General features: G+C 55.1%; 19 protein-coding genes. 8 read left to right on the top strand and 11 right to left on the bottom strand.

The window, feature by feature from the left end:
• Nucleotides 1-19 precede the first annotated feature (19 nt).
• The 3 genes from H6G13_RS28370 to H6G13_RS21460 all read right to left on the bottom strand — a co-directional run bounded on the left by H6G13_RS28370 (nt 20) and on the right by H6G13_RS21460 (nt 2753).
• On the bottom strand, nt 20-715 hold the full coding sequence (locus tag H6G13_RS28370; protein ID WP_199306494.1) for a hypothetical protein: 696 nt from the start codon (nt 713-715) through the stop codon (nt 20-22).
• A 92-nt stretch (nt 716-807) separates the two neighbouring features.
• Entirely contained in the window at nt 808-1812 is a 1005-nt protein-coding gene (locus H6G13_RS21465; protein WP_190486624.1) for a 3'(2'),5'-bisphosphate nucleotidase, read from the bottom strand.
• 53 nt (nt 1813-1865) lie between these two features.
• The gene (locus H6G13_RS21460; protein WP_190486622.1) at nt 1866-2753 is read right to left on the bottom strand and encodes a PfkB family carbohydrate kinase; all 888 of its coding nucleotides are present in this window, start codon (nt 2751-2753) and stop codon (nt 1866-1868) included.
• A gap of 86 nt (nt 2754-2839) precedes the next feature.
• Here H6G13_RS21460 and rsmI point away from each other — a divergent pair, with 86 nt between their 5' ends.
• Nucleotides 2840-3691: a 16S rRNA (cytidine(1402)-2'-O)-methyltransferase gene (rsmI, locus tag H6G13_RS21455; protein ID WP_190487013.1), complete on the top strand. Its 852-nt coding sequence runs from the start codon at nt 2840-2842 to the stop codon at nt 3689-3691.
• A gap of 232 nt (nt 3692-3923) precedes the next feature.
• On the opposite strand, the gene H6G13_RS21450 is transcribed toward rsmI, so the two are convergent.
• A complete protein-coding gene (locus H6G13_RS21450) occupies nt 3924-4379 on the bottom strand; it encodes an SRPBCC family protein (RefSeq protein WP_190486620.1) in 456 nt (151 codons plus the stop codon).
• 328 nt (nt 4380-4707) lie between these two features.
• On the opposite strand from H6G13_RS21450, the gene H6G13_RS21445 reads away from it, so the two are divergent.
• The 3 genes from H6G13_RS21445 (at nt 4708) to ppk1 (ending at nt 9094) form a co-directional block, all read left to right on the top strand.
• Nucleotides 4708-6372, top strand: coding sequence for a mechanosensitive ion channel (locus H6G13_RS21445; RefSeq protein ID WP_190486618.1), 1665 nt, complete (start codon nt 4708-4710; stop codon nt 6370-6372).
• Nucleotides 6373-6729: 357 nt separating this feature from the next.
• Complete coding sequence (locus H6G13_RS21440; protein ID WP_190486616.1) at nt 6730-6966, top strand: hypothetical protein; 237 nt, start codon at nt 6730-6732, stop codon at nt 6964-6966.
• Nucleotides 6944-9094 carry a polyphosphate kinase 1 gene (ppk1, locus tag H6G13_RS21435; protein ID WP_190486614.1) on the top strand — a complete coding sequence of 717 codons (2151 nt, stop codon included), beginning with the start codon at nt 6944-6946 and terminating at the stop codon, nt 9092-9094. Before H6G13_RS21440 ends, ppk1 begins: the two co-directional genes overlap by 23 nt.
• 222 nt (nt 9095-9316) lie before the next feature.
• Here the strand turns inward: ppk1 and H6G13_RS21430 are convergent, their stop codons facing one another.
• Both H6G13_RS21430 and clpS read right to left on the bottom strand, forming a co-directional pair.
• Nucleotides 9317-10168: a type II CAAX endopeptidase family protein gene (locus tag H6G13_RS21430; protein WP_190486612.1), complete on the bottom strand. Its 852-nt coding sequence runs from the start codon at nt 10166-10168 to the stop codon at nt 9317-9319.
• A gap of 41 nt (nt 10169-10209) precedes the next feature.
• Nucleotides 10210-10497 carry an ATP-dependent Clp protease adapter ClpS gene (gene clpS / locus H6G13_RS21425; RefSeq protein ID WP_190486610.1) on the bottom strand — a complete coding sequence of 96 codons (288 nt, stop codon included), beginning with the start codon at nt 10495-10497 and terminating at the stop codon, nt 10210-10212.
• A 234-nt stretch (nt 10498-10731) separates the two neighbouring features.
• Between clpS and H6G13_RS21420 the strand changes: the two genes are divergently transcribed.
• Nucleotides 10732-11097: a hypothetical protein gene (locus tag H6G13_RS21420; protein ID WP_190486607.1), complete on the top strand. Its 366-nt coding sequence runs from the start codon at nt 10732-10734 to the stop codon at nt 11095-11097.
• A 226-nt stretch (nt 11098-11323) separates the two neighbouring features.
• Here H6G13_RS21420 and H6G13_RS21415 read toward each other — a convergent pair whose 3' ends face one another.
• Nucleotides 11324-11524, bottom strand: coding sequence for a hypothetical protein (locus H6G13_RS21415; RefSeq protein ID WP_199306493.1), 201 nt, complete (start codon nt 11522-11524; stop codon nt 11324-11326).
• Nucleotides 11525-11849: 325 nt separating this feature from the next.
• Here H6G13_RS21415 and H6G13_RS21410 point away from each other — a divergent pair, with 325 nt between their 5' ends.
• The gene (locus tag H6G13_RS21410) at nt 11850-12176 is read left to right on the top strand and encodes an STAS domain-containing protein (RefSeq protein ID WP_190486605.1); all 327 of its coding nucleotides are present in this window, start codon (nt 11850-11852) and stop codon (nt 12174-12176) included.
• A gap of 408 nt (nt 12177-12584) precedes the next feature.
• Nucleotides 12585-15317 (top strand): TIGR03960 family B12-binding radical SAM protein, encoded by a 2733-nt coding sequence (locus tag H6G13_RS21405; RefSeq protein WP_190486603.1) that lies wholly within the window; start codon nt 12585-12587, stop codon nt 15315-15317.
• On the opposite strand, the gene H6G13_RS21400 is transcribed toward H6G13_RS21405, so the two are convergent.
• On the bottom strand, nt 15303-16487 hold the full coding sequence (locus H6G13_RS21400) for an extracellular solute-binding protein (protein WP_190486601.1): 1185 nt from the start codon (nt 16485-16487) through the stop codon (nt 15303-15305). The two genes, H6G13_RS21405 and H6G13_RS21400, sit on opposite strands and share 15 nt — an antisense overlap.
• A gap of 925 nt (nt 16488-17412) precedes the next feature.
• Between H6G13_RS21400 and H6G13_RS21395 the strand changes: the two genes are divergently transcribed.
• The gene (locus tag H6G13_RS21395) at nt 17413-17787 is read left to right on the top strand and encodes a hypothetical protein (protein WP_190486600.1); all 375 of its coding nucleotides are present in this window, start codon (nt 17413-17415) and stop codon (nt 17785-17787) included.
• Nucleotides 17788-17829: 42 nt separating this feature from the next.
• On the opposite strand, the gene cobT is transcribed toward H6G13_RS21395, so the two are convergent.
• From cobT to H6G13_RS21380, 3 genes are read right to left on the bottom strand one after another with little or no spacing between them, the layout of a single operon-like run.
• Nucleotides 17830-18954: a nicotinate mononucleotide-dependent phosphoribosyltransferase CobT gene (gene cobT / locus H6G13_RS21390; protein ID WP_190486598.1), complete on the bottom strand. Its 1125-nt coding sequence runs from the start codon at nt 18952-18954 to the stop codon at nt 17830-17832.
• 10 nt (nt 18955-18964) lie between these two features.
• Nucleotides 18965-19783 (bottom strand): DUF2232 domain-containing protein, encoded by an 819-nt coding sequence (locus tag H6G13_RS21385; protein WP_190486596.1) that lies wholly within the window; start codon nt 19781-19783, stop codon nt 18965-18967.
• A 4-nt stretch (nt 19784-19787) separates the two neighbouring features.
• On the bottom strand, nt 19788-20492 hold the full coding sequence (locus H6G13_RS21380) for a Crp/Fnr family transcriptional regulator (RefSeq protein WP_190486594.1): 705 nt from the start codon (nt 20490-20492) through the stop codon (nt 19788-19790).
• Nucleotides 20493-20498 lie beyond the last annotated feature (6 nt).

Raw genomic sequence — 20498 nt, 5'->3', positions numbered from 1 at the left:
ACTAACCCACGGATCAAGCCTATTGGCTTACCTGAAAATAAGTCATCAGGGTATGTACCAGCATAATAGCAGCCGTAACCCAGGTGGTGTACGCAGCGTATTTTAAGCTTTGAGAAACATCTTCTAGGCGCTGTTTGTTGGCATTGTAAGTCTCTGCCAGGTTGACCAGCATCTGCAGCTGGTAATCACGGTAGGAGAGGGCTAGGTAAGTCTCTAAAAACTTACGATCCTCCAGGTTGGGGGTGACAGCTACCTGACGGGGCAAAAAGGCCCGCACCAGCAGCGTAAAACTGAGCAAAAAGCCAAACGCCTCAGCTAGGCTAAATGGGCTACCCGACACCAGCAGCCGAGAAATGCTGAGGCTGGTCAGCAGCGCGCCATTGGCGACAAAGAGGATATTAAGCTTGGTGGTGAGCATTTGGTTTTGCTCGTTCTGCTCCCGCAGCACCATGCGCACGTCGCGCGCTGCTAGGTCAAGCGTTTCTCGCTGGATGGGGGCAGGTTCAGGCTGCGTGGGGGCAGCAGGGCTGGGGGGCGAGACATCTGTAGGTGAGACATCTGTAGGCAAAATATCTGCAGGCGTATCTTCAGCAGCGTTTTTCAACGCCATGCTTTCAGCTTCGACGTCTTCAGCTGGCCCTTCGGCCGCACTACCTTCGACAATATCTTCGGCAACCTCTTCGATAGATGCTGGCTGTGCCACTGCTTTTACCATGCCGTCACAGTTCCCCTCGTGCCCGTATCTCAATGGTAATCAGGAGATCGCAGGACGGACGGCAAAGGTGTTACAGTCTCGCTACTGAATTTTTAGAGTGTCGGAGAAGCGGTCTGAGCCAGAGCTGCCAGAACCGTTGCATGGATAGCGCCATTGCTGACCACGACGCCTCGATTGTCGTTTAAGCGAATGTCTTTAGAGAAGTCTAGGGGCTGGCCGTGCATATCGGTAACCTGACCGCCTGCTTCCTCAACCAGGATCACCCCTGCTGCATGGTCCCAAATTTTCTCTCGATAGTCGGGGGTTTTGGGTGAAGGCAGGCGCAGGTAGAGAACGGCCTGACCAGCGGCGACGGCAGCGTACTTGGCCTGGCTGTCCATGCGGATGGAGGGTTGGGTGATGCCAACTGCCTGCGCTACGGCTGACTGTTGCGCTTGGTTGCCGTGGCTGGCTTCGACACTTTCGACAAACCGAAATTGCCCGGTGCTCACAGCGGTGGTTACCTGAATTGGCTGAGGGGCTGGGCTAGAAAGCGGCATGAGCTGGGCTCCTTCGCCCCGCACGGCAACCAAAAGTAACCCTGCCTCAGTGTTTTCAGCGGTGCTGCCAGCGGTATTTTCAAACTGAAGGGCGGGGCAGGCGAGCACGCCTACTTTGATATCGCCATTTTCGATTAGGGCAAGTGCGATCGCATACTGATCCCCCCGCAAAAAGCCCTTGGTGCCGTCGATTGGGTCTAGAGTCCAATAGCGCTGGCCGACGGCCCCGTTGCCGTGGTCAATCCAGTCTAAAACGTCTGCTGGTGTGGCCTCAGGAATGCAGCGCTGCACCTGGGCGGTGACCTGCTGGAGGATGTCCACCCGATCCGACTGCCGCAGTTCTGCCGCATCTTCTTCCCCTACGACCGGATCTTCGGGAAAGGCCGCTGCCAGTGCCCGACAGATAATTGCCTGAGCGCCAAAGTCGGCAATTGTGACCGGGCTGCGATCGTCTTTTTCGAGGGCGGTGGGCACAATTTCCCAGCGAATAGTTTCACACAGCTGGGCTGCCAGCGTTGCTGCCTCAATCGCTAGCTGTCTTTCCGCTTCGTAGGCCATAGGGAAGGGGCAAATGAAATCTTTACTAGTCTAGGGCCAAATGGGGTGCGCTCCTAGAGTGAAGCCGGTTCAGGCGGGGACCAGGGGTCGTTCATCCAGTCGCGGGTGCCGAAGGACTGGCAGCTTCGAGCCGCGATCACGCTAGCTAAAATCAGTGCCGCCTGAAACGTGCTCCCCTGTAGCCGGTAGTGACAAAATGCCCCGTGAAAAAAGTCCCCCGCGCCCAGCGTATCCTTAGCCATGACGGCGGGTACGGGCAAAGATGCCTGCTGGGAACCTAGGCGATACAAAATTGGCTTAGTTCCTCGGGTAATGGCGGTTTCTGGCACCCCCAGCTGCTCTAAATAGTCCAGAGTGTCCTTCAGGTTCTGGCATCCCGGCGGCAGGAATCGTGCCGAGGCAATCACGCTAGTCGCTAAAGGCAGCAAATTTTCGAACCCTGGCTTCCAGCTACCGGCATCGACAATGACCGGGATCTGCCGCTCGCGAGCCAGTTGAGCAATGTGGATCCCGACAGCCATCTGGTGCCCGTCGATCAGCACCCCTTCAACCCCGTCTAGCAAGTTTGTCGGCAGGCGCTCAGTGCCTGCTTGGCTGTTGACAGCATTGCGAGAGATGACGGCCCGATCTCCGGTGCCGGTAGTGACCAGAATAGTCGAGAGGGGCGGTGCTGCGGTTCGATCTGGCAGCAGGTCATGAACCTCAACGCTCTGAGCTGTTAAGTCTGAATGAATCAGGCTGGTAACTGGGTGCTGGCCCAGCCCCCCGACCACCTGAGCTGAGTTGCCTAAGTACCGGAAAGCCACTGCCGCATTCGTAGCAGGACCACCCGCGACGAGAAGGTAGTCTGCAGCCACGATCTTTTCGTCGCTGCTGGGAACGTGATCGACCTGATAAATGCAGTCCAGCGTAATTAGCCCAACAAATAGCCCACGTGCCATAGGGTCTCCCACGAATAGATTCCGTTATCCTGAACCCAGGGACTAGAGCGCCCTGTCCATTATTCTGGATCGCTTCACCTGTGACAATGAATGCCCTGCCCGGACATCTCTATCTGGTTGGTACGCCAATTGGCAACCTGGAGGATATGACCTTTCGGGCCGTGCGAATTCTTCAGTCTGTAGATTTGATCGCCGCCGAAGATACCCGCCACACGGGCAAACTGCTCCAGCACTTTCAAGTTCAAACGCCGCAGATCAGCTATCACGAGCACAACCACCAAAGCCGCGTGGATGAGTTAATTACTCGCCTGCGCCAGGATAAATCTGTTGCTCTAGTGACCGATGCTGGTATGCCGGGGGTTTCTGATCCAGGCTACGAACTGGTCTGTGCCTGCCTCGATCAGAGCATTCCAGTAGTACCAATACCAGGCCCGACCGCTGCCATAACAGCACTCTGCGTATCGGGTCTACCGACGGACAAATTCGTGTTTGAAGGGTTCTTGCCGCTCAAACACACCGCCCGTCAAGAACGCCTGACGGTGCTCCAACCGGAAACGCGCACCCTCATTCTTTACGAAGCCCCTCACCGACTGCTCAAGACCCTGACCGACCTACAGAGCGTGCTAGGTCCCGATCGCCGCATTACCCTGGGCCGAGAGCTGACTAAGCGATTCGAGGAATTTTGGCGAGGTACGCTAGCCGAAGCTTTGGCCCATTATGAAGCCGAGGCCCCCAAAGGCGAATTTACCCTGGTCATTGAAGGCACTCCCCCATCGGCTCAAATCTTTTCAGAAGCTGCCCTCAAGAGCGAGCTGGAGCGCTTGCTAGAGTCGGGCGTGTCTCGCGGCGATGCCAGCCGTCAATTGGCAGCGAGTACGGGATTGTCTAAGAAGCAGATCTATCAGCTCTCGCTGACTCTGGATGGAGAGGGTGGTTAGGAGGACGGGGGAAGGTGGGTAGATGAGTGGATGAGTGGGCGGGGGAGATAGGGAAGATGCTTGTAGGTTGGTTTCAAGCGCAGCGCGACCCAGCACCCTAGGAAAGATGAACGTAGCTGAGAGCGTGAGTATAGAGTTGCGGAAAACGTAAAAGAGGAGGTAAAACTCCCACCTGATTCCCTCATCCACCCATTCACTCATCTACCCCGTGTCCCCTCGCCTCCATGTCCCCTCAGCACCGATTCATCAGACTCTCTGCCACGACCTTAAGCCGCTTAAGCTGGGCCTGCATGTCCTGCTGGGTCCAGCGGGCGGCAAAGGTGTTGAAGCCGAACTGAACGATGGGGTTAGGCACTTCGAACTGGAAGCGGTTGAGCAAATTGGTGCCGCTGTCGGTGGGAATGCACTGCCAGCGATCGCAACCCTTAAAAAAGCCGTCAAAGCCCCAGACTATTAGGCCCGGTTCGCGCTCAATGACGGTGCTGGTGAGCGTCGGCTGCCACAGCGGCATCTGCACGATAAAGCGGCTCTTGCCGCCTAGATCGGTGTTCCACTCGCCGAGGGGTTCGCAGCGTAGGGCCGGGTTGAGCCAGCGGTGCATTAGGGCCTGGTCGGTAAGGCAGCGCTCGACGTCGGTGGCGCTGGCTCGAATTGAGATGGACTGCTCAAATACCTGGGGGTTGGCCATGCGATCGCATCCTCTAAGGGGTTGTTTAAAGAAAGTTACCGTGTGGCCTCTTCTTTTAACGAAAGTTACCGTATCCTTTTTGCAACAGGAACAAGCCGCAGAATCTGGGTGAAAAAAGCTTAAATCTGAATAAACCGCTGAATCTTGCGGCTCTAAACGTAAATGTCCTCCTTTGAGGGGATGCCTAGATAACCCCCCGTGGGGGATGCCTATAGCTGCTTGGCCCTGCTTTAGGTTTTGTGAGCTTAGTTGGGCTGCCTCTGCGGTTTACGCTGAGACGCTCTCACCAATCTGTCGATAATTGCCCCTTAGATCTGATGCTAAATCTATGATTCCAACCTCCTTAGCGGAGCTTTCTCAATTGGGGCCGCTCCCGGCGTTAGGACTTACCCTGGCGCAAACAACCCCCGTTCCGACAACGACTAACCGATTTCGAGACGAAATTGGTCTGCAGCTTGGCAGCTTTTTACCCAGCCTGATCTGGGCTGTGGTGTTACTGCTCCTCGGCTGGATCATTGCCACAGTGGCGGCTCTGGTGGTAAAAAATCTGCTCAAACGAACGCGCCTAGACAACCGGATCGCCAACCAGATTTTGGGTCAAGACCCAAGTCAGGATGTGCCGGTTGAGGATTGGATTTCGGCAGCGGTTTACTGGGTGATCTTGCTTTTTGCCATCATCGCCTTTCTAAATGCTCTGAATCTGGCCGTTGTCTCCCAACCGCTGAATAATTTCCTAGAGCAAATCTTTGTCTATCTGCCGCGCATTGGTGGAGCGCTGCTGTTGTTGGGGGTGGCTTGGGCAGTGGCAACCCTGGTCAAGGTGGTTGTCGCTCGCGGGCTTTCTCAGTTTCGCCTGGATGATCGGCTAGCGGAGCATACCGGGCAAGAGCCGGGCCAATCCAGCCCCTTTGCCGTGAATGAGACCCTGGCAAATGCGCTCTATTGGTTCATTTTTCTGCTCTTTTTGCCGCTGGTGCTAGATGCATTAGGGCTGCGCGGCCTGCTGCTGCCGGTAGAAACGCTGATCAACCGCTTCCTGCTGGCGATTCCCAACATCATCACGGCTGGACTGATTTTGCTGTTGGGCTGGCTGGTTGCCCGGATCGTACGGGGCGTAGTGACCAATTTTCTGGCTGCGGTTGGGGCTGATCGAGTCGGCACCCGCCTCGGTCTGAAGTCGTCTTCCCAGACAGGGGTGGCTCTATCCAATTTGGTGGGGACGATTGCCTATATCTTGGTGCTGATTCCGGCTGCGATCGCAGCTCTAAACGAGCTTGATATCGTAGCGATTTCTGGCCCAGCAATTTCAATGCTGGAGCGGGTGCTATTTGCCATTCCTCAGATCCTAACGGCGGGCTTGGTGCTGGTGCTGTTCTACCTGGTGGGTCGGTTTGTGGCCGACCTGGTGAGCGATGTGCTGAGCAGCATGGGCTTTGACAACCTCTGGCACATCTTAGGCATTCCAGAGCTGAGCCGTCCTGCTGCTGCCGAAGCTAGAACGACTTTTAATGAAGAAGGGCTGCCTGTCACAACCATTGAAACCCCCAGACAAACGCCTTCTGAGGTGCTAGGGGTGATTGTTTTGGTCGGCATCGTGCTGTTTGGTGTGGTCACGGCTACTGAGATTTTAGGGTTTACCCAGCTCACGGCAATTGTTCAGAGTCTCTTGCTGGTTTCAGCTCGGGTGCTCAGTGGCGTTGTTGTCTTTGCGATTGGTCTGTATCTGGCTAATCTGGCTTACCGGGTGATCTACAGCGTCAACAGCTCCCAGTCTCAGATGCTGGCCCAAGCAGCTCGAATTGCCATCATTGCTCTAGTCGGTGCAATGGCGCTACAGCAAATGGGTGTGGCAACCAGCATTGTCAACCTGGCCTTTGGTCTACTGTTGGGTGCGGTTGCGGTAGCTTTTGCGATCGCATTTGGCCTTGGCGGTCGCGAGGTTGCCGGAGAGCAGCTGCGGCAATGGCTTAGCGCCTTTAATCGCCGGAGCTAGAGCATTTAAGTTAGCAGGCCGGCTGATCTAACAGCCTGTAGCAAGCTCGAAAAAACTGCTGGATAAAGCCGTAGAGTGCCCTTGGAGCTCTACGGCTTTATTCGTTGCGGCTCTACTCATTTCAAGGTAGCTACAAGTATTGCCCAGTCCTCCTTTAGAAGCGGAAAGCGGCTCAAAATACATTGAAACGTTAGGGAATCTCTTTCCTAAGACGGGACTTGCTGCGCTTAGTGAGGACTAATTTTTTATTTCATCTAAGATGGTATATCCTACCGGGTTCTTAACCGGCAGCAGCTGGCTTTTTGGCTAGCCGAAAACTCTCTATCCCTACCGATAAAACACCTGCAACAACTCTCTATGGACAGCCAAGATTGGGCTAAATATATTGAAGCAACCGATGGCTTATCCAAGCCCTGGTTGCTGGTGCAGTGGCGCTTGCAGCTATTAAAGGAGCGCCGCTCTGAAATGGATCCTGAGGCGTTTCAGGCAGCTTTGGAAGAGCTGCATCAGGATTTGATGAACCTGGGGGAATGGTGGGTTGGACAAGAAGAAGAGGTGTTTGGACTAGGAAATGACTACCGTGGCGACCGTTGAGCCTACAACTAACTTTCAAAATTTGCGAAGTCCCGAATTTTTTATTAGTCGGGAACTAAGCTGGCTGGAGTTTAACCGCCGGGTGCTGCATGAGGCTCTAGACGACCGCACTCCCCTCTTGGAGCGGCTGAAGTTTCTAGGAATTTTCAGCTCCAACCTAGATGAGTTTTTTATGGTGCGGGTGGCTGGCATTAAGCAGCAGATTGCCGCCCAGGTTAGCAAGCGTACCCCCGATGGCCGCGCTCCAGAAGAGCATTTAGAGGCCATCAGCCAAACGCTGCGGCCTATGGTCATCCAGCAGCACGAATTTTTTGGGCAGACGTTGCGATCGCAGCTAAATCGCCACGGCATTTGCCTGCTCGACTATACCGACTTAAAAGCAAAGCCCCAGGACTATCTCAAAACCTACTTTGAGGAGCAGATTTTCCCTGTACTGACGCCCCTGGCCGTTGATCCGGGGCATCCCTTTCCCTACATCTCCAATCTCAGCCTCAACCTGGCTGTAGTAGTGCGAGACCACCAGACCAAGGAGGAGCACTTTGCTCGGGTCAAAGTGCCCAAGGTCCTGCCCCGGTTTGTGGCCCTGCCCTCATCCCTATTCGACGACCGAGAGAACTGCCACTGGATCGGGGTGCCGCTGGAGCAGGTAATTGCCCATAACCTGCACTTTCTCTTCCCCGGCATGGATATTCAGGCCCACTACCCCTTCCGGGTGACTCGAAACGCCGATCTGGCCGTCGAGGAGGACGAAGCAGACGACCTCATGCAGGCTATTGAGCAAGAGCTGCGGCGACGGCGACTGGGAGGATCTGCCGTGCGCATCGAAATTCACGCCCAGACCCCTCCACCCGTTCGGGCCATGCTGGTGGAAGAGCTGGGGCTGACTGAGGCAGATGTCTACGACGTTGAGGGGCTGCTTTGCCTAGGCGATCTGATGACGTTTCTCTCTCTGCCCCTACCCGACCTTAAAGACCCCGTCTGGAGCCCAGTCATTCCCGCGGCGCTAGATATCCTCAGCCGCAATCATGACGACGAGGAAGAAAACGCGGAGGACATGTTTACTCTGCTGCGCCGCCAAGACCAGCTCATTCATCACCCCTACCACTCGTTTTCAGGCACGGTCCAGTGCTTTATCACCCATGCGGCCCACGACCCTAACGTGCTGGCCATCAAAATGACCTTGTACCGTACCTCTGGCGATTCTCCGATCGTCAATGCCCTAATTTCAGCGGCTGAGAACGGCAAGCAAGTCGTTGTATTAGTAGAGCTAAAGGCGCGCTTTGACGAGGAAAACAATATCAACTGGGCCCGTAAGCTAGAAAATTCTGGCGTTCACGTGGTCTATGGATTGGTAGGACTCAAAACCCACACCAAAGTGACGCTAGTCGTGCGCCGCGAAGGCGGTCAGATTCGCCGCTACTGCCACATTGGGACCGGCAACTACAACCCCAAAACGGCAAGGCTCTATACTGATTTGGGCCTTTTAAGCAGCTCTGAGGACCTAGGCGCAGACCTGAGCGACCTGTTTAACTACCTCACAGGCTACTCCCGCCAAAGCAGCTACCGTAAGCTGTTGATAGCCCCGGTTAATCTGCGGCAGCGCATGATTGATCTAATTCGGGGGGAAATGGAGCAGGCTAGTCAGGGCAAGCCTGCTCACATTATCGCCAAGATGAACTCCTTGGTCGATTCAACGATTATTGTGGCCCTCTACGAAGCCTCTCAAGCGGGCGTAAAAATTGACCTGATTATTCGCGGCATTTGCTGTCTGAGACCGGGCTTAGAAGGGATCAGCGACAACATTCGAGTAATCAGCATTATTGGTCGTTTTCTGGAACATTCCCGCATTTTCTTCTTTCAAAACGGCGGCCCAGAAACTATGCTGCTGGGCAGCGCCGACTGGATGCCGCGCAACCTAGACCGGCGAATTGAAGCGGTTGTGCCTGTAGAAGATGAGCAAATTCGAACTGAGCTAAAAAACATTTTAGAAACTTCCTTAGCCGACAACCGCTACGCCTGGGATATGCAGCCAGATGGCTCTTACATCCAGCGGCGACCCGGACGAGGTCAGAGACAACGCAGTTCTCACGCCATTTTTATGGAGCGAGCCCTCAAGTCCGCCGAGTAGCTGCCTGCCTTGATCGAGGTAGGTTAGCGTCAAGCGCAACCCAACACTTCCCAAGTTAGCCCTATGCTGTGTCAGTTCGTTGGCTATACCAGTTCCAGAAAAAGGTGCTGCAGATAAGGGGTGGGAGAGTGAATGGGTGGATGAGTAGCGGCTAGTTAGAGAATTGGTATAACACGACCGCTGCATTGAGCACGGCTCCTGGCACCCTTACCAATTGTCAATCTAGCCAGGCTGATGAGCGCTGCGGTAAAACAGTCCTGCTAGCCCTGCCAGCAGCCCCAACCCCAGCAGCCCCGCTAGTGGATTGGCTTGAATGCCCGTTACCCACTCCGGTACGGCTCCGGTAATCTGGATGACCTGGCCCACATTCACCAGGTAATACCCCCACACTAGGCCGCCGTGTAGCCCGGCCGGATAGCCCAGAGCTGTGCGGCCCGGTTGGTTGTGGGACTGAACGTGGGACGGTGTGCGCCTTGCCCACACCAGGGTCAGGGCCAGCAGAAACAGGCCAAAAAACTGGGGCAGTGTGGCCAGGATAGCCGGTAGGGGTTTGATAAAGTGAGCGATCGCAAATACCAAAGCCGTCCCCACTAGAGCCTGCCCCCGCGACCATCCTTGCTCCAGCTCAAACAGCAGCCAGCCGCGAAACAAAATTTCTTCGGCTACTCCCACTGCTAGGCCAACCAGCGCCCCTTCCACAAAAAATCGAGGCAGCTGAGCGGTCGGCGGCAGGAGTACAGCCCAGCCCAGGGCTAGCTCAATGCCGACTAAGGCCGCAATGCCGCCCAGTCCCAAGCTTAACCCCACTACCCAATCCACAGCGATGCCGGGTCGCCAGATTAGCCCTAAGGTTTGCCAGGGCAGCTGCAGCCGATGTACCTGCTTGGCCCAAGTCGGCCAGATCAGCAAAAAGCCGACGTAGAGCAGACCAGTTGCGATCGCGCCCCCTAAATCCAGCGCCCCCGTTGCGGCCAAGATATAGAGCGGCAGCGCCAGCGGCAACCACAGCAGGGCTAGCCCTGCTAGAAATAACAAGACTCTCAGGGGGGGCGTCAGGCGCGCCAGGGCAGCCACAAATTTTCTCAAGACAGCCTCAATAGAAGTACTTGTCAGGATTACTCATCAGGCTCAATGCTGCTGGTCAAGCCTTGGGACTGCAGTCCTTCACAGTAAAACTCGGCGTGCTCCAGGGCGCAAGTGATCACGAGTGCCACCCCGGCACTGTGGGCCTGCATCATAATGTCTACAGCCTGCGGCATAGTTAGGCTAGGCACGACCTTAATCAGGCTCTCTACCACATGCTCCATCGTATTGAATTCATCATTGTGGAGCAGCACCCGATAGCGGGGAGCAGGTTTACGAATAGTTGTTGTTTCTTTGCGCTCGATAGTTTCAACTGACACGGGAATTCCTCTCCAGATGCTGGAATATCGACAAGCCTAAGCAGACACTGAACTACTTGGCGACAGAAGCGAATCTGGTCACAAAAAGCGGCCTATGGTTGCCCGATAGACCTTTCGCAATCGCTTGGAAGCTTTATTTTCTGTTTTATCACACTCTAGCCTTGGACGGCTGACCCGTTCCAACCTCCACGGCTGCATTCGCTAGAATAAGGGCCAGCCGTCAATCTGATCTGCATGAGTATCTTTCAGCCGTACCAGATTGTTTACCTGGAGAAAGGCATCAGCCGACTCTATGCTGAAGTAATTCAGGTGGTGCCCGATAGAGAGCTTTGCTGGGCTAGGCCGCTGGTGCTGATTGAGGCCCCAGCTCCCGAGGAAGTCTTTGCCTGGGAGCACCTAGAGCAAATTAGCCTAGAGGCCACGTGTCCTCTAATCGATGGTCCTGATATTCTTTGGCCGCTGGAGCAGTTTAGACCGGCTCTTGATATGGAAGTGCTGCCGCTACTGGCACTGATTCAGCAGGACAAGCTGAAAGATTGCGATCGCACCCAAACTCATGAGCGGCTCCATCGGTTTATTCGCCAGTTTTGGCAGGCGTAGTCGTCTTGTTCAAAGCAGCTTTAGCCTAGAACTGCTTAAGCAGGCCACTGCTGCTCATCAAGCAGCCTTTAAAGCCACCCTGCATAGATCTATCCAGATTTATCCCAACAGACTGTAAAGCTTTAGTGAAGCTAGCTCTGCTGGCAGGGAGTATCAAATCGAACAGACTCAGCCGTACACAAATCTTTAGGATTTAGGCGGGGCCGATTGGGCTTTGAAATGGGGGTTAAAAACTTGGAACCAGCTTAATTCTGCCTGCATCCATCTCGCTCATCAGCAGCTCCAGCGCTTCAAAATCGGCTTCCGGTAGGTGCCCCAAACGAGTTAACTCGGAGTTAATCCCCGCTTCTATGTCAGGAGTCAGCTGCCGGATGTAGAGGGCCTTTTCGACCAGGGTGCGGATTGTAATAGATGAACGAATGGGCATAAGATGCGTGCCTATCAGGTGTGTGTAAGAGCTTAGAGACATTTTCTCTGGTGGCTCTGCTTCGGCAAGTGATCTAACGCTGACAGAAATGTGATTTCCAATTCAGTGTTTTGTGATGCTGATCACTAAACTTAACAGGACTTAACGCTACTTTCGGTAGAATCACTTACCCAAAACTTCACACAGGGGGAATCCAAATCAAGATTCAGCAAACTGATTTTGGGGAAGTGGGCATCTCTATGACATACGGCTTAAGTTCATGACATCGGGTTAGTCCCCGCACGGCGTTTAAGTTTAGATACATTCCTAACAGGAGCGATACGGTATGCAAAGCTTGTCCGCACGGATGGCGATTTTTCAACCCAGCGGTTTCCTAAACGCATCGAATGCTAGCCAGTTCCAAGTCGAGTTGACCAGCCGGATTCAGGCTGCCGACGCGTCGGGTCTGGTGGTCGATATGAGCCAAGTTGAGTCTTTAGACAGTGCTAGCCTAATTTCCTTGGTGTCTGCCCTAAAGCTGGCCCGCCAGCTCAGCAAGCCCTTCTGTCTCTGCTCAGTACCCCCTTCTCTGCGAATTGTGTTTGAGCTGACCCAGCTCGATCGGGCGTTTGAAATGATCGACGAACTGCCCAGCCCTCTGCTGGCAGCCTAGAGTTCCTTTGCTATTCGGTGTTCTGCCAGAGAGGCTCCACTGGTCAAATCGAGTAGAGTTTTGATTCAGGTCAGATAGCAGACTTGAGAAAATTTTCCACAAAACGCCGGGGGTGACTATCCCTGATCGACTGGCCTGAGCGTCTTTTATGCTAGCGAACCAGCGTTTGTCGCTTGCCTAGATCAAGACTTACCAGGCTTATCTTGAAGTCACGCCTTCACTTTCTACAACTCCTGTGACCCCACAGGAGTTTTTTATTGGCGGGCTCTACCTCTCAAGAGGCTAGCCGGAAACAGCTTCAGGAATTTTAGCCGAAGCGTTTGCTAGCGCCAGAATGCAAGCCTTCAAAAGCTTTCCGCTATAGTGGAAAAGCAATATTTGAAAGGCTTTCAGCCTTGCCAGAGGATTGTGACCGCAGCCATTGACCGCCTTCTCACCCCCGACATTCTCAAGCCCGCCCGTTATCTGGGCAACGAACTGGGCGCTGCTCATAAACCCTGGGCCACCGCCCAGGTGCGCTGGGTTTTGACCTATCCAGAAGTCTACGAGGTGGGGGCCTCTAACCTGGGGCACATTATCCTCTACAGCATTCTCAATACTCAGCCCCGTCAACTGTGCGATCGCGCTTATCTGCCTGCCGCCGATCTGGCCCAAAAGCTGCAGCAGAGCGATACCCCGCTCTTTGCCGTAGAGTCGCGCCGAGCCCTTACAGACTTTGACATTCTGGGCTTTAGCCTTAGCTACGAGCTAGGGGCGACGAACATTTTAGAGATGCTGCGGCTGGCCCACATTCCCCTGACCTGGCAGGAGCGATCGCAAAGTGGCCCGTGGCAGGTTGAAGGCGGCAGCTGGCCCTTAATCTTTGCTGGCGGCCAAACAGCAACCTCCAACCCTGAGCCCTACGCTGACTTTTTTGACTTTGTGGCCCTGGGTGATGGCGAAGAACTGCTGCCGGAAATTGGCCTAGTGCTAGAAGAGGGCAAGGCCGCCGGGCTGAGCCGAGAAGCCCTACTGCTGGACCTGGCTCAGGTGCCAGGCGTGTATGTGCCTCAGTTTTACGACATGGCCGCAGACGGCTCGGTGTACCCCAACCGGCCCGATGTGCCAAAGCGCGTGCTGCGGCGAGTCGCCACGCCCTTGCCCGCCTACTCTACCGGCCTAGTACCCTACGTTGAAACAGTCCACGACCGGCTCACCATTGAGATTCGCCGGGGCTGTACCCGAGGCTGTCGCTTCTGCCAGCCCGGTATGCTGACCCGCCCGGCTCGCGATGTTGAGCCAGAGGCCGTGGTCGATGCCATCGAAAAAGGCATGCGGGCCACTGGCTATAACGAGTTTTCTCTGCTCTCCTTAAGCTGCTCTGACTACCTGGCCCTACCGGCGGTCGGGGTGGAAATCAAGAACCGTCTGAAGGACGAAAACATTTCCCTGTCCCTGCCCAGCCAACGGGTTGATCGCTTTGACGAAAATATTGCCAACATCATCGGCGGCACCCGCCTGACGGGCCTGACCTTCGCCCCCGAAGCGGGCACCCAGCGCATGCGGGACATCATCAACAAAGGGCTGACCAATGAGGAACTGCTTAGAGGCGTTAGAACGGCCCATGAGCAGGGCTGGGACCGGGTCAAGCTTTACTTCATGATTGGCCTGCCAGGTGAAACCGATGAAGATGTTCTCGGCATTGCCGAAACGGTGCGCTGGTTGCGGCGAGAGTGCTGGATTAAGGGCCGCAAGCCGCTCAACTTCAACCTCACTATTTCCAACTTCACGCCCAAGCCCCATACTCCTTTCCAATGGCATTCGGTCTCGACGGCTGAGTTTAGGCGTAAGCAGTCCCTGCTCAAAGCAGAATTTCGGTCTGTGCGAGGACTCAAAGCCAACTTTACCGACGTGCGAATCTCGGCGATGGAAGACTTCGTCGGTCGAGGCGATCGTCGGCTATCTGCCGTGGTGCGCCGCGCCTGGGAACTCGGGGCCGGCATGGACTCCTGGTGGGAAAGCCTAGAGCGCGCCTTCGGAGCCTGGACCCAGGCTATTGAAGAATCGGGCCTAACCTGGAAGTATCGCCAGGTGGAGCAGGGCGAGTGGAATGTGTTTGGGAAGGCAGAAGAGGAAGAGGGAGAGAGGGCAGAAATCCAGGACGGCTCCCCTGATCCCCTACCCTCCTACGACACCCCTCTACCCTGGGATCACCTCGATACTGGCATTGACAAGCGCTGGCTGCAGGAGGATTTGAGCCGGGCACTGGCAGCGGCGACGGTACCTGATTGCTCTTTTGAGGGCTGTTCTCACTGCGGGGTTTGCGGCCCTGATTTTGGTCACAATGTGGTGGTGCCGCCACCGGCGATTCCTCACTTTGAGGGGCATTTTCAGCCCAGCCAAGAGCGGGTGCAGCGGCTGCGAGTGCGCTTGGGCAAGCTGGGGGAGATGGCTTATTTGGGGCACCTAGATCTAGTGCGGCTGTTGGATCGCGCGATCCGGCGGGCGGCGTTGCCGATTACGTTTAGCGGCGGCTTCCATCCTACACCTCGGATATCGCCTGCCAATGCTCTGCCTCTGGGGGCGACTAGTAGTGGCGAGGTCGTAGATTTTGAACTGAAGGCGTGGGTTGAGCCTGAGGACTTTGGTAAACGGCTGGCGGCTCAACTGCCGTCTGACTTTCCGGTACTGGGGGTTGAATCGGTGCCGCTAGAGTCGCCTTCGGCCACTAAGGTGCTGGAAAAAGCGGAGTATTGCCTGACGCTCAGTATGGTTGAGGAGCAGGCAGCAGCAGCCGATTGGGCGGGCTGGGTTGAAGCGGTTCAAGCGGCAACTGAAATTCCGTGGGAGCACAAGACCAAGTCGGGCACGCTGAAGCAGGTGAACTTGTGCGATCGCATTCACCACCTCTCCCTGGTGGCTCCAGAAGATCTAGCCGAACTGCCGCAGCAAAGCCGTCCTGAAGCTGGGCAGCAGGTTATTCGCTATGTCGGCAGCTGCCGCAACGACGGCACGCTGCTGCGCCCAGAGCAGGTCGTGTATATGCTGGAGCAGGTTGCCCAAGTGCAGCTGCAGCTGCACCACATCCACCGCAATCGACTCCTGTTTGCAGGATCTAAACCCCAGCTGCAGGCAGAGGCAGGGCCTCTAAACGAGAGCTGAGCGCATCTGCAGCCAGAGGTCGTCGTAGACTTGTTGCACAGCTTCGGGCAGGGGCAGTAAAAACTCGCTGCGCTGCTGTGTTTCTGGAGTCAGGGTTAGCTGGGGGCGGTTTCTTAGGGCCTCGGGCAGTGCCGCTGCCGCCTGACCCCAGAAGCGCGGTGAGGCTCCCAAGCTATAGAGGGTTAACTCCAGCGCTGTCTGTGGATCAAGACAGTACTGGAGCCAGGCTTGGCCCACGGCAGAGAGGGCTTGAGCAGGGGTCGTATCCGGCAAGGGGGTAGGTCTTACCCAGAGATCGGCCGTGAGCAGCGTGCCTTCCTCGGGTACTAGCGCTGCAAACTGCCGGTACTCCTGGGCGGCAGGCAAAATGTCGGTGGACCATCCAACTGCCAGGGAAATGTCTTCTAGCACCAGCGGTTCCAGGTAGTGATCAGAACTGTAGAACCGGGTCTGCTGCTGTAAAGCCGCTAGCTGTTGAGCCAAGTCAGAAACGGCTTGGGGATCAGCTGTGTTGGCCGACTCTCCTAAAAGCTTTAGAGCCAGTCCCAAAACAATGCGGGGATGATCGGGCAGGGCCAAACGGCCCAGAAGTTCGGGCCTCAATAAGTCGGCCCAACCCTGGGGCTGCCAGCCCAGCGCCTCAAAGTGTCGGCGGTTGTAGATCATCTGTAGGTATCCCCAGCGGTAGGGTAGAGCCCATACTTCGCCTTGGGCAGAGGGAAAGCCGTTGCGATCGCGCCGCACTAACGCTTGCCAGTCTGGGGCCAGATCTGCCCAAGCCGCCAGAGCCTCTACCGGAAGCGGCTGAATCAATCCCTCCTCGATAGCAGGCCGCAGCCAGTAATCTCCTAGGCTCAGCAGTTCAGCCTGTTGGGTAGATGAGGCGCGGTTGCCGGGCAAGGGTAAATTGAGGGCAGTCCGATTTTGAGCGGGCTCTGCTTGCCAAGCCCTCAGCTGCTGAAACAGTTCTAGAAAAGTTTCTCGAGTCTCAAAGGAAACCTGAGTATCTGGTGGCTTCTGCCGCTGAAAGTCTCTGACCAGCCGTAGGGGAATTGAGCGATCCAGCAACTGAATCTGATTGCCGGTTGAATTAAACCGGCCACCACAGCCAGCCAAAGCCATGCCAATCGGCAGAACAGCGGCCCCGGCTAAAACCTTGCGGCGTTTCATAAATCTTCAACCCCTTGTACCACTTCCCTATTTTCTCGTGGCAGAGCAAGCTTGAGTAGCCAATCGAACAATTTCAGGCATAAATTTAGGCTCAAACGCAACCAAGGAGACTCAATAAAAGCTTAGATCAAGCGCCTAAAACGTGGGGATCGCCTTCTCTCAAAGGATTAGAGAATCTACTGATATTTTTAACAGCAAAATTTTTAGAAAAAAACACGTCTGTCTTCTTCAGCTGTTATGCCTGCTGTTGCCTGCTTTAAAGGGCAGCATAGCTGGGGCCATATTTCTAGTTTTGTGCTCGATTTTAGGCATTGAAATTAGCTGCGAATCTTGCTGCTCGCCTAAATTTGCACCGAGTAAAGCAACTCTTAGAAATAAATTTTAGGCCGCTTTTTTTGTGAGTATACGAGCGAGGGGGTTTGGGGAGAGTTTTACTGCGTAAATGTGCTGAAGGGGGATTTTCAAATAGCCTTAGAGGCTGCATCAAGGGGCCAAATTTTCGATAGATTCTGTTTAAAGGTAGAACCTAAGCGCATTCTGGCCATTATTGAGCTGTAAATCAACGGCAACTCTCTAAAGATGCTCTCTGTACCTGAATCTTGAGAATTCTTGCCTAGATTAGAGCCAGTTCGCCCCAATTAATTAGGGTAGGTGGGGCTGCTAACACTAGTGGAAAACCGTTCTCTAGGAATTTATACTGCACAGCCGTCAGACAAACTCAACTGGAAATATCGATTTAGTAATTCTGGAAACTTAACAGAGCGCTAAAGGACTTAATAGCTCTTTAGATTGGCTGGTAGACGTGCTTTTTATCTGGTGAAAGTTTCCTAAAACCATGTCAACAAAGGTTAAATGATTCAGGAATCAGGACGGACTCTTAAAGGCCCCGACTACGATGTAGTGGAACTAGCTATTTGAGCGTCGTATGAATCCCCTTCAGGAACAAGTCGTCGTTTTGACAGACAAAGTTGACGCGCTGCATCAAATGATTGATCAGATTAATGCTCAGGTTTCAGAAATTCTGGCCGGTGCAAAACCTCATTCTTTTGATGGCAGTGATTCATTGGCCAAGGGCCATTATCTAAGCTCAGGAAGATCCCCTGTTCATGGCCTGAGAGGCCCCGCTTTTGAACACAAGGACATCCTGCTGGATACGACCTATATGGATTTAGATCGCCGCAGCAGTGAGCCCGAACTGTCTTCTGAAGTGCAGATTCAGCGGCTAACCGCTCAGCTGACGGCTGCCTACAACCGGATTGCCGCGCTGGAAGAACAGCTTCTAGCCTGCCGCGCTCAATAGGCGACACTGTTTAGTTTCTCCTCAATCGTCAATGCCAATCTTTTACAGTAGGCTCTTCTGCTCCAGCCGCATCTGGACTGCCAGGAGAGCCTCGATTGATTGGAGCAGCTGTTCCTGAGCCCAGCCGTCGTAGAGGTGAGCTGCGATCGCACAGCCTCCGGCCCCCACACCCTCTTTCACAAACCCCTGCTCATACACCTGGAGCTGGGGAAATTGAGAGCCAGAAAAGTTAAGCTGAGCTGCCAATAGACAGGCGGCTGTCGCCTGCGCTAGCCCCACGGTATCGCCCGTTGCATCTTCAGCCACCCAACAAGTTGTTCCCACCACCACCTGCTGCGGGTTCCAGTCTAGCTGGTAGTAGTCAGCCAGAGCTTTAATCAGTGCATAGACTGCCAACATTTGGGTGCCACCCGCCAGCAGCACGCCAGTCGTTCGGCTGGCAGCCAGTGCCATACCGGCTACAACAGGCTGCATTGGGTCACCCACCGCAGCCACCCAGAACAACGGATTAGCCCGCTCGCTTGCTGCTGCTAACTCTGCCTGGGCCAGTCCCGCTTGTACGAGCAATCGCTTCTGGGCGTGGTTACAGGTAGGATGGCTACTGTTAACCCGGCCCTCGGCGGCAATGCCTAGCCCCAGTAAAACTGCGAGAGCCGTCGTTGTGCCCCCCACCACACATTCCCCGAGCATGAGGTAGCCCTCTGTGGCAGCAGCTAGCTTTTCGCCCCATACTAGACCCAGTTGCCAGAGGTGCTCAACCGTAGCCAACGGCAGGGCTCTACCGCTGCTTAGACATTGGGCCGGCAGTCCCTCCAGATCGATATAGGGAACTGAGGGGGCTTGCGGCAATCCTGCATTAAAGAGGGTGACGGGTAGGTCCAGATCAGCGACTATAGCCCGTGAAATAAACGTCGGAGAAGCCCCGGCCGGTAGCGGCGGTAGGGAAAAGCGAGGAGCGGGCTGCGGCCCTCGCAGCAAAAATTCAGCATCAGCTAGGGCCGTGTAGCGACGATCGGCTGGGGTGGCTCCGGCAGCAGAGATACCAGGAATCAGACCCGTTTCGGTAAAGCCTAGCACCAGAGCCAGCAGTGGCTTTTTTCCTGTAAATTGATCTAGCCAGGCAGCGGCTCGCTCCGGCTGAGTATACCTGCGAATAAAGGCTGTCATACAGGAGGTCTTACTCCTCCAGCAGGGTCTGTACCCACTCCGGCGGTGCGGGCATAGCGGCACCCAAGCGCTCCAGCAGCAGCCAGCCCGCTAGGTGAACCGTAAAGAGATAGACGATGTTGCTCAAGACCACCATTACCACTGCCAGAGCTTGAACAGCAGCAAGGTTAGGTTCGCCCACTACCCCCAGCCCCAACAGACCCAGGTCAATCAGGCGATCCAAAATCCAGCTAAGCAACTGAGTGACCTGGCTAGTGAGGTAAACCCACAGGTCTTCTCCCAGCAAGATCGACGTTAGCCAAACCCGAAAGAAGAAGCCAAGGGTGCCGATGATGGTGCCCAGCCCAATAGCCACGTACCAGTTGGCCCGCCGTGACCAAAGAAAGCCAAGCTGCACGCCCATAACAGCATAAGGCATCAAAAATAAGAGGCTGCGGGGCGGCCCCATCAGCACCGCTAGCAGCAGCCCAGACACCAGTGCCGACATCCAAGCTGCTCGCCCGCCCCAGCGCAGATAAACCAAGGCCATTGGCAGCGGAAATAGGATCCTGAGAATGGGTCCGGGTGGAAAGTAGGTGTTGACCAGCCATATTAAGCAGGCGGTACTGGCCAAAAAGGCGGTCTCAACCATAACCAGCGGCCCTACCTTGGCCTGATGCAGCGAATTTAGCGTCGCGGTGGGGGCGGCAGGCTGATAGTCCAGATAGGTTTCTAGCTCGTCAAAGGCTTGAGAATCTGTCGAGACTGATCCAGAATCGGCAGGCGTAGCGGCACCAGGGTTTTGGTCCGGTGCGCCTGGCTCCGGTGCATTGGTTGGAGAATGGCTCATGTCCCTAAACTAACAGGCGCTCCAGAGCATCGATATCGGGGATACGCATAATGTCGCGATCGCGAGCAATCAACCCCTTCTTCTCCAGTTTACTGAGTACGCGGGTGACCGTCTCACGGGCCAGGCCACTCAGGCTGCTCAGTTCCCGGTGGGGCAAGTTGGGGATTTCGTAGCCCTGCTGGCCCATATGGCCCTGACCGTCAGCTAAAAACAAAATGATATCGGCTACGCGAGACATACTGTCAGACTCTCTCAGTCTCAGCCTCCGGTTGACCTGCCGCAGGCGTCGGGCCATCAGCTGGGCCAGACGAATACCGGCTAGGGGTTCGGTCTGGATCAGGTTAACAAAGTCGTGAGCGGGCATACTGCCAATTACGGTAGGCACCAGCGTTAGTACGTCGGTAGAGCGAGGTACTTCATCTAGAGGGGCCATTTCGCCAAACAATTCACCCTTCCCTAAGATATTAAGTGTGACCTCTTTGCCATCCAAATTGTAGGTGCGGATCTTTACCCAGCCTTCCAAAATGAAATAGACTGAGCTGCCCCAGTCATTCTCTAGCAAAATCACCTGATTTGCGGGATGAGTGCGGGTGACCACCTGTTTGGTGGCGTTTTTAACAGCGTCTTCGGGTAGCCCTTTAAAAAAAGGAGTAGACCGGATTAGTTCGACATCAGCTTGGGGGTCTCGAATGCCGTAGCGAGCTTCCATGGCGCT

The sequence above is a fragment of the Pseudanabaena sp. FACHB-2040 genome (assembly GCF_014696715.1).
GTDB lineage: Bacteria > Cyanobacteriota > Cyanobacteriia > Phormidesmidales > Phormidesmidaceae > JACVSF01.
This window is presented reverse-complemented; position numbering and strand designations above follow the sequence as displayed.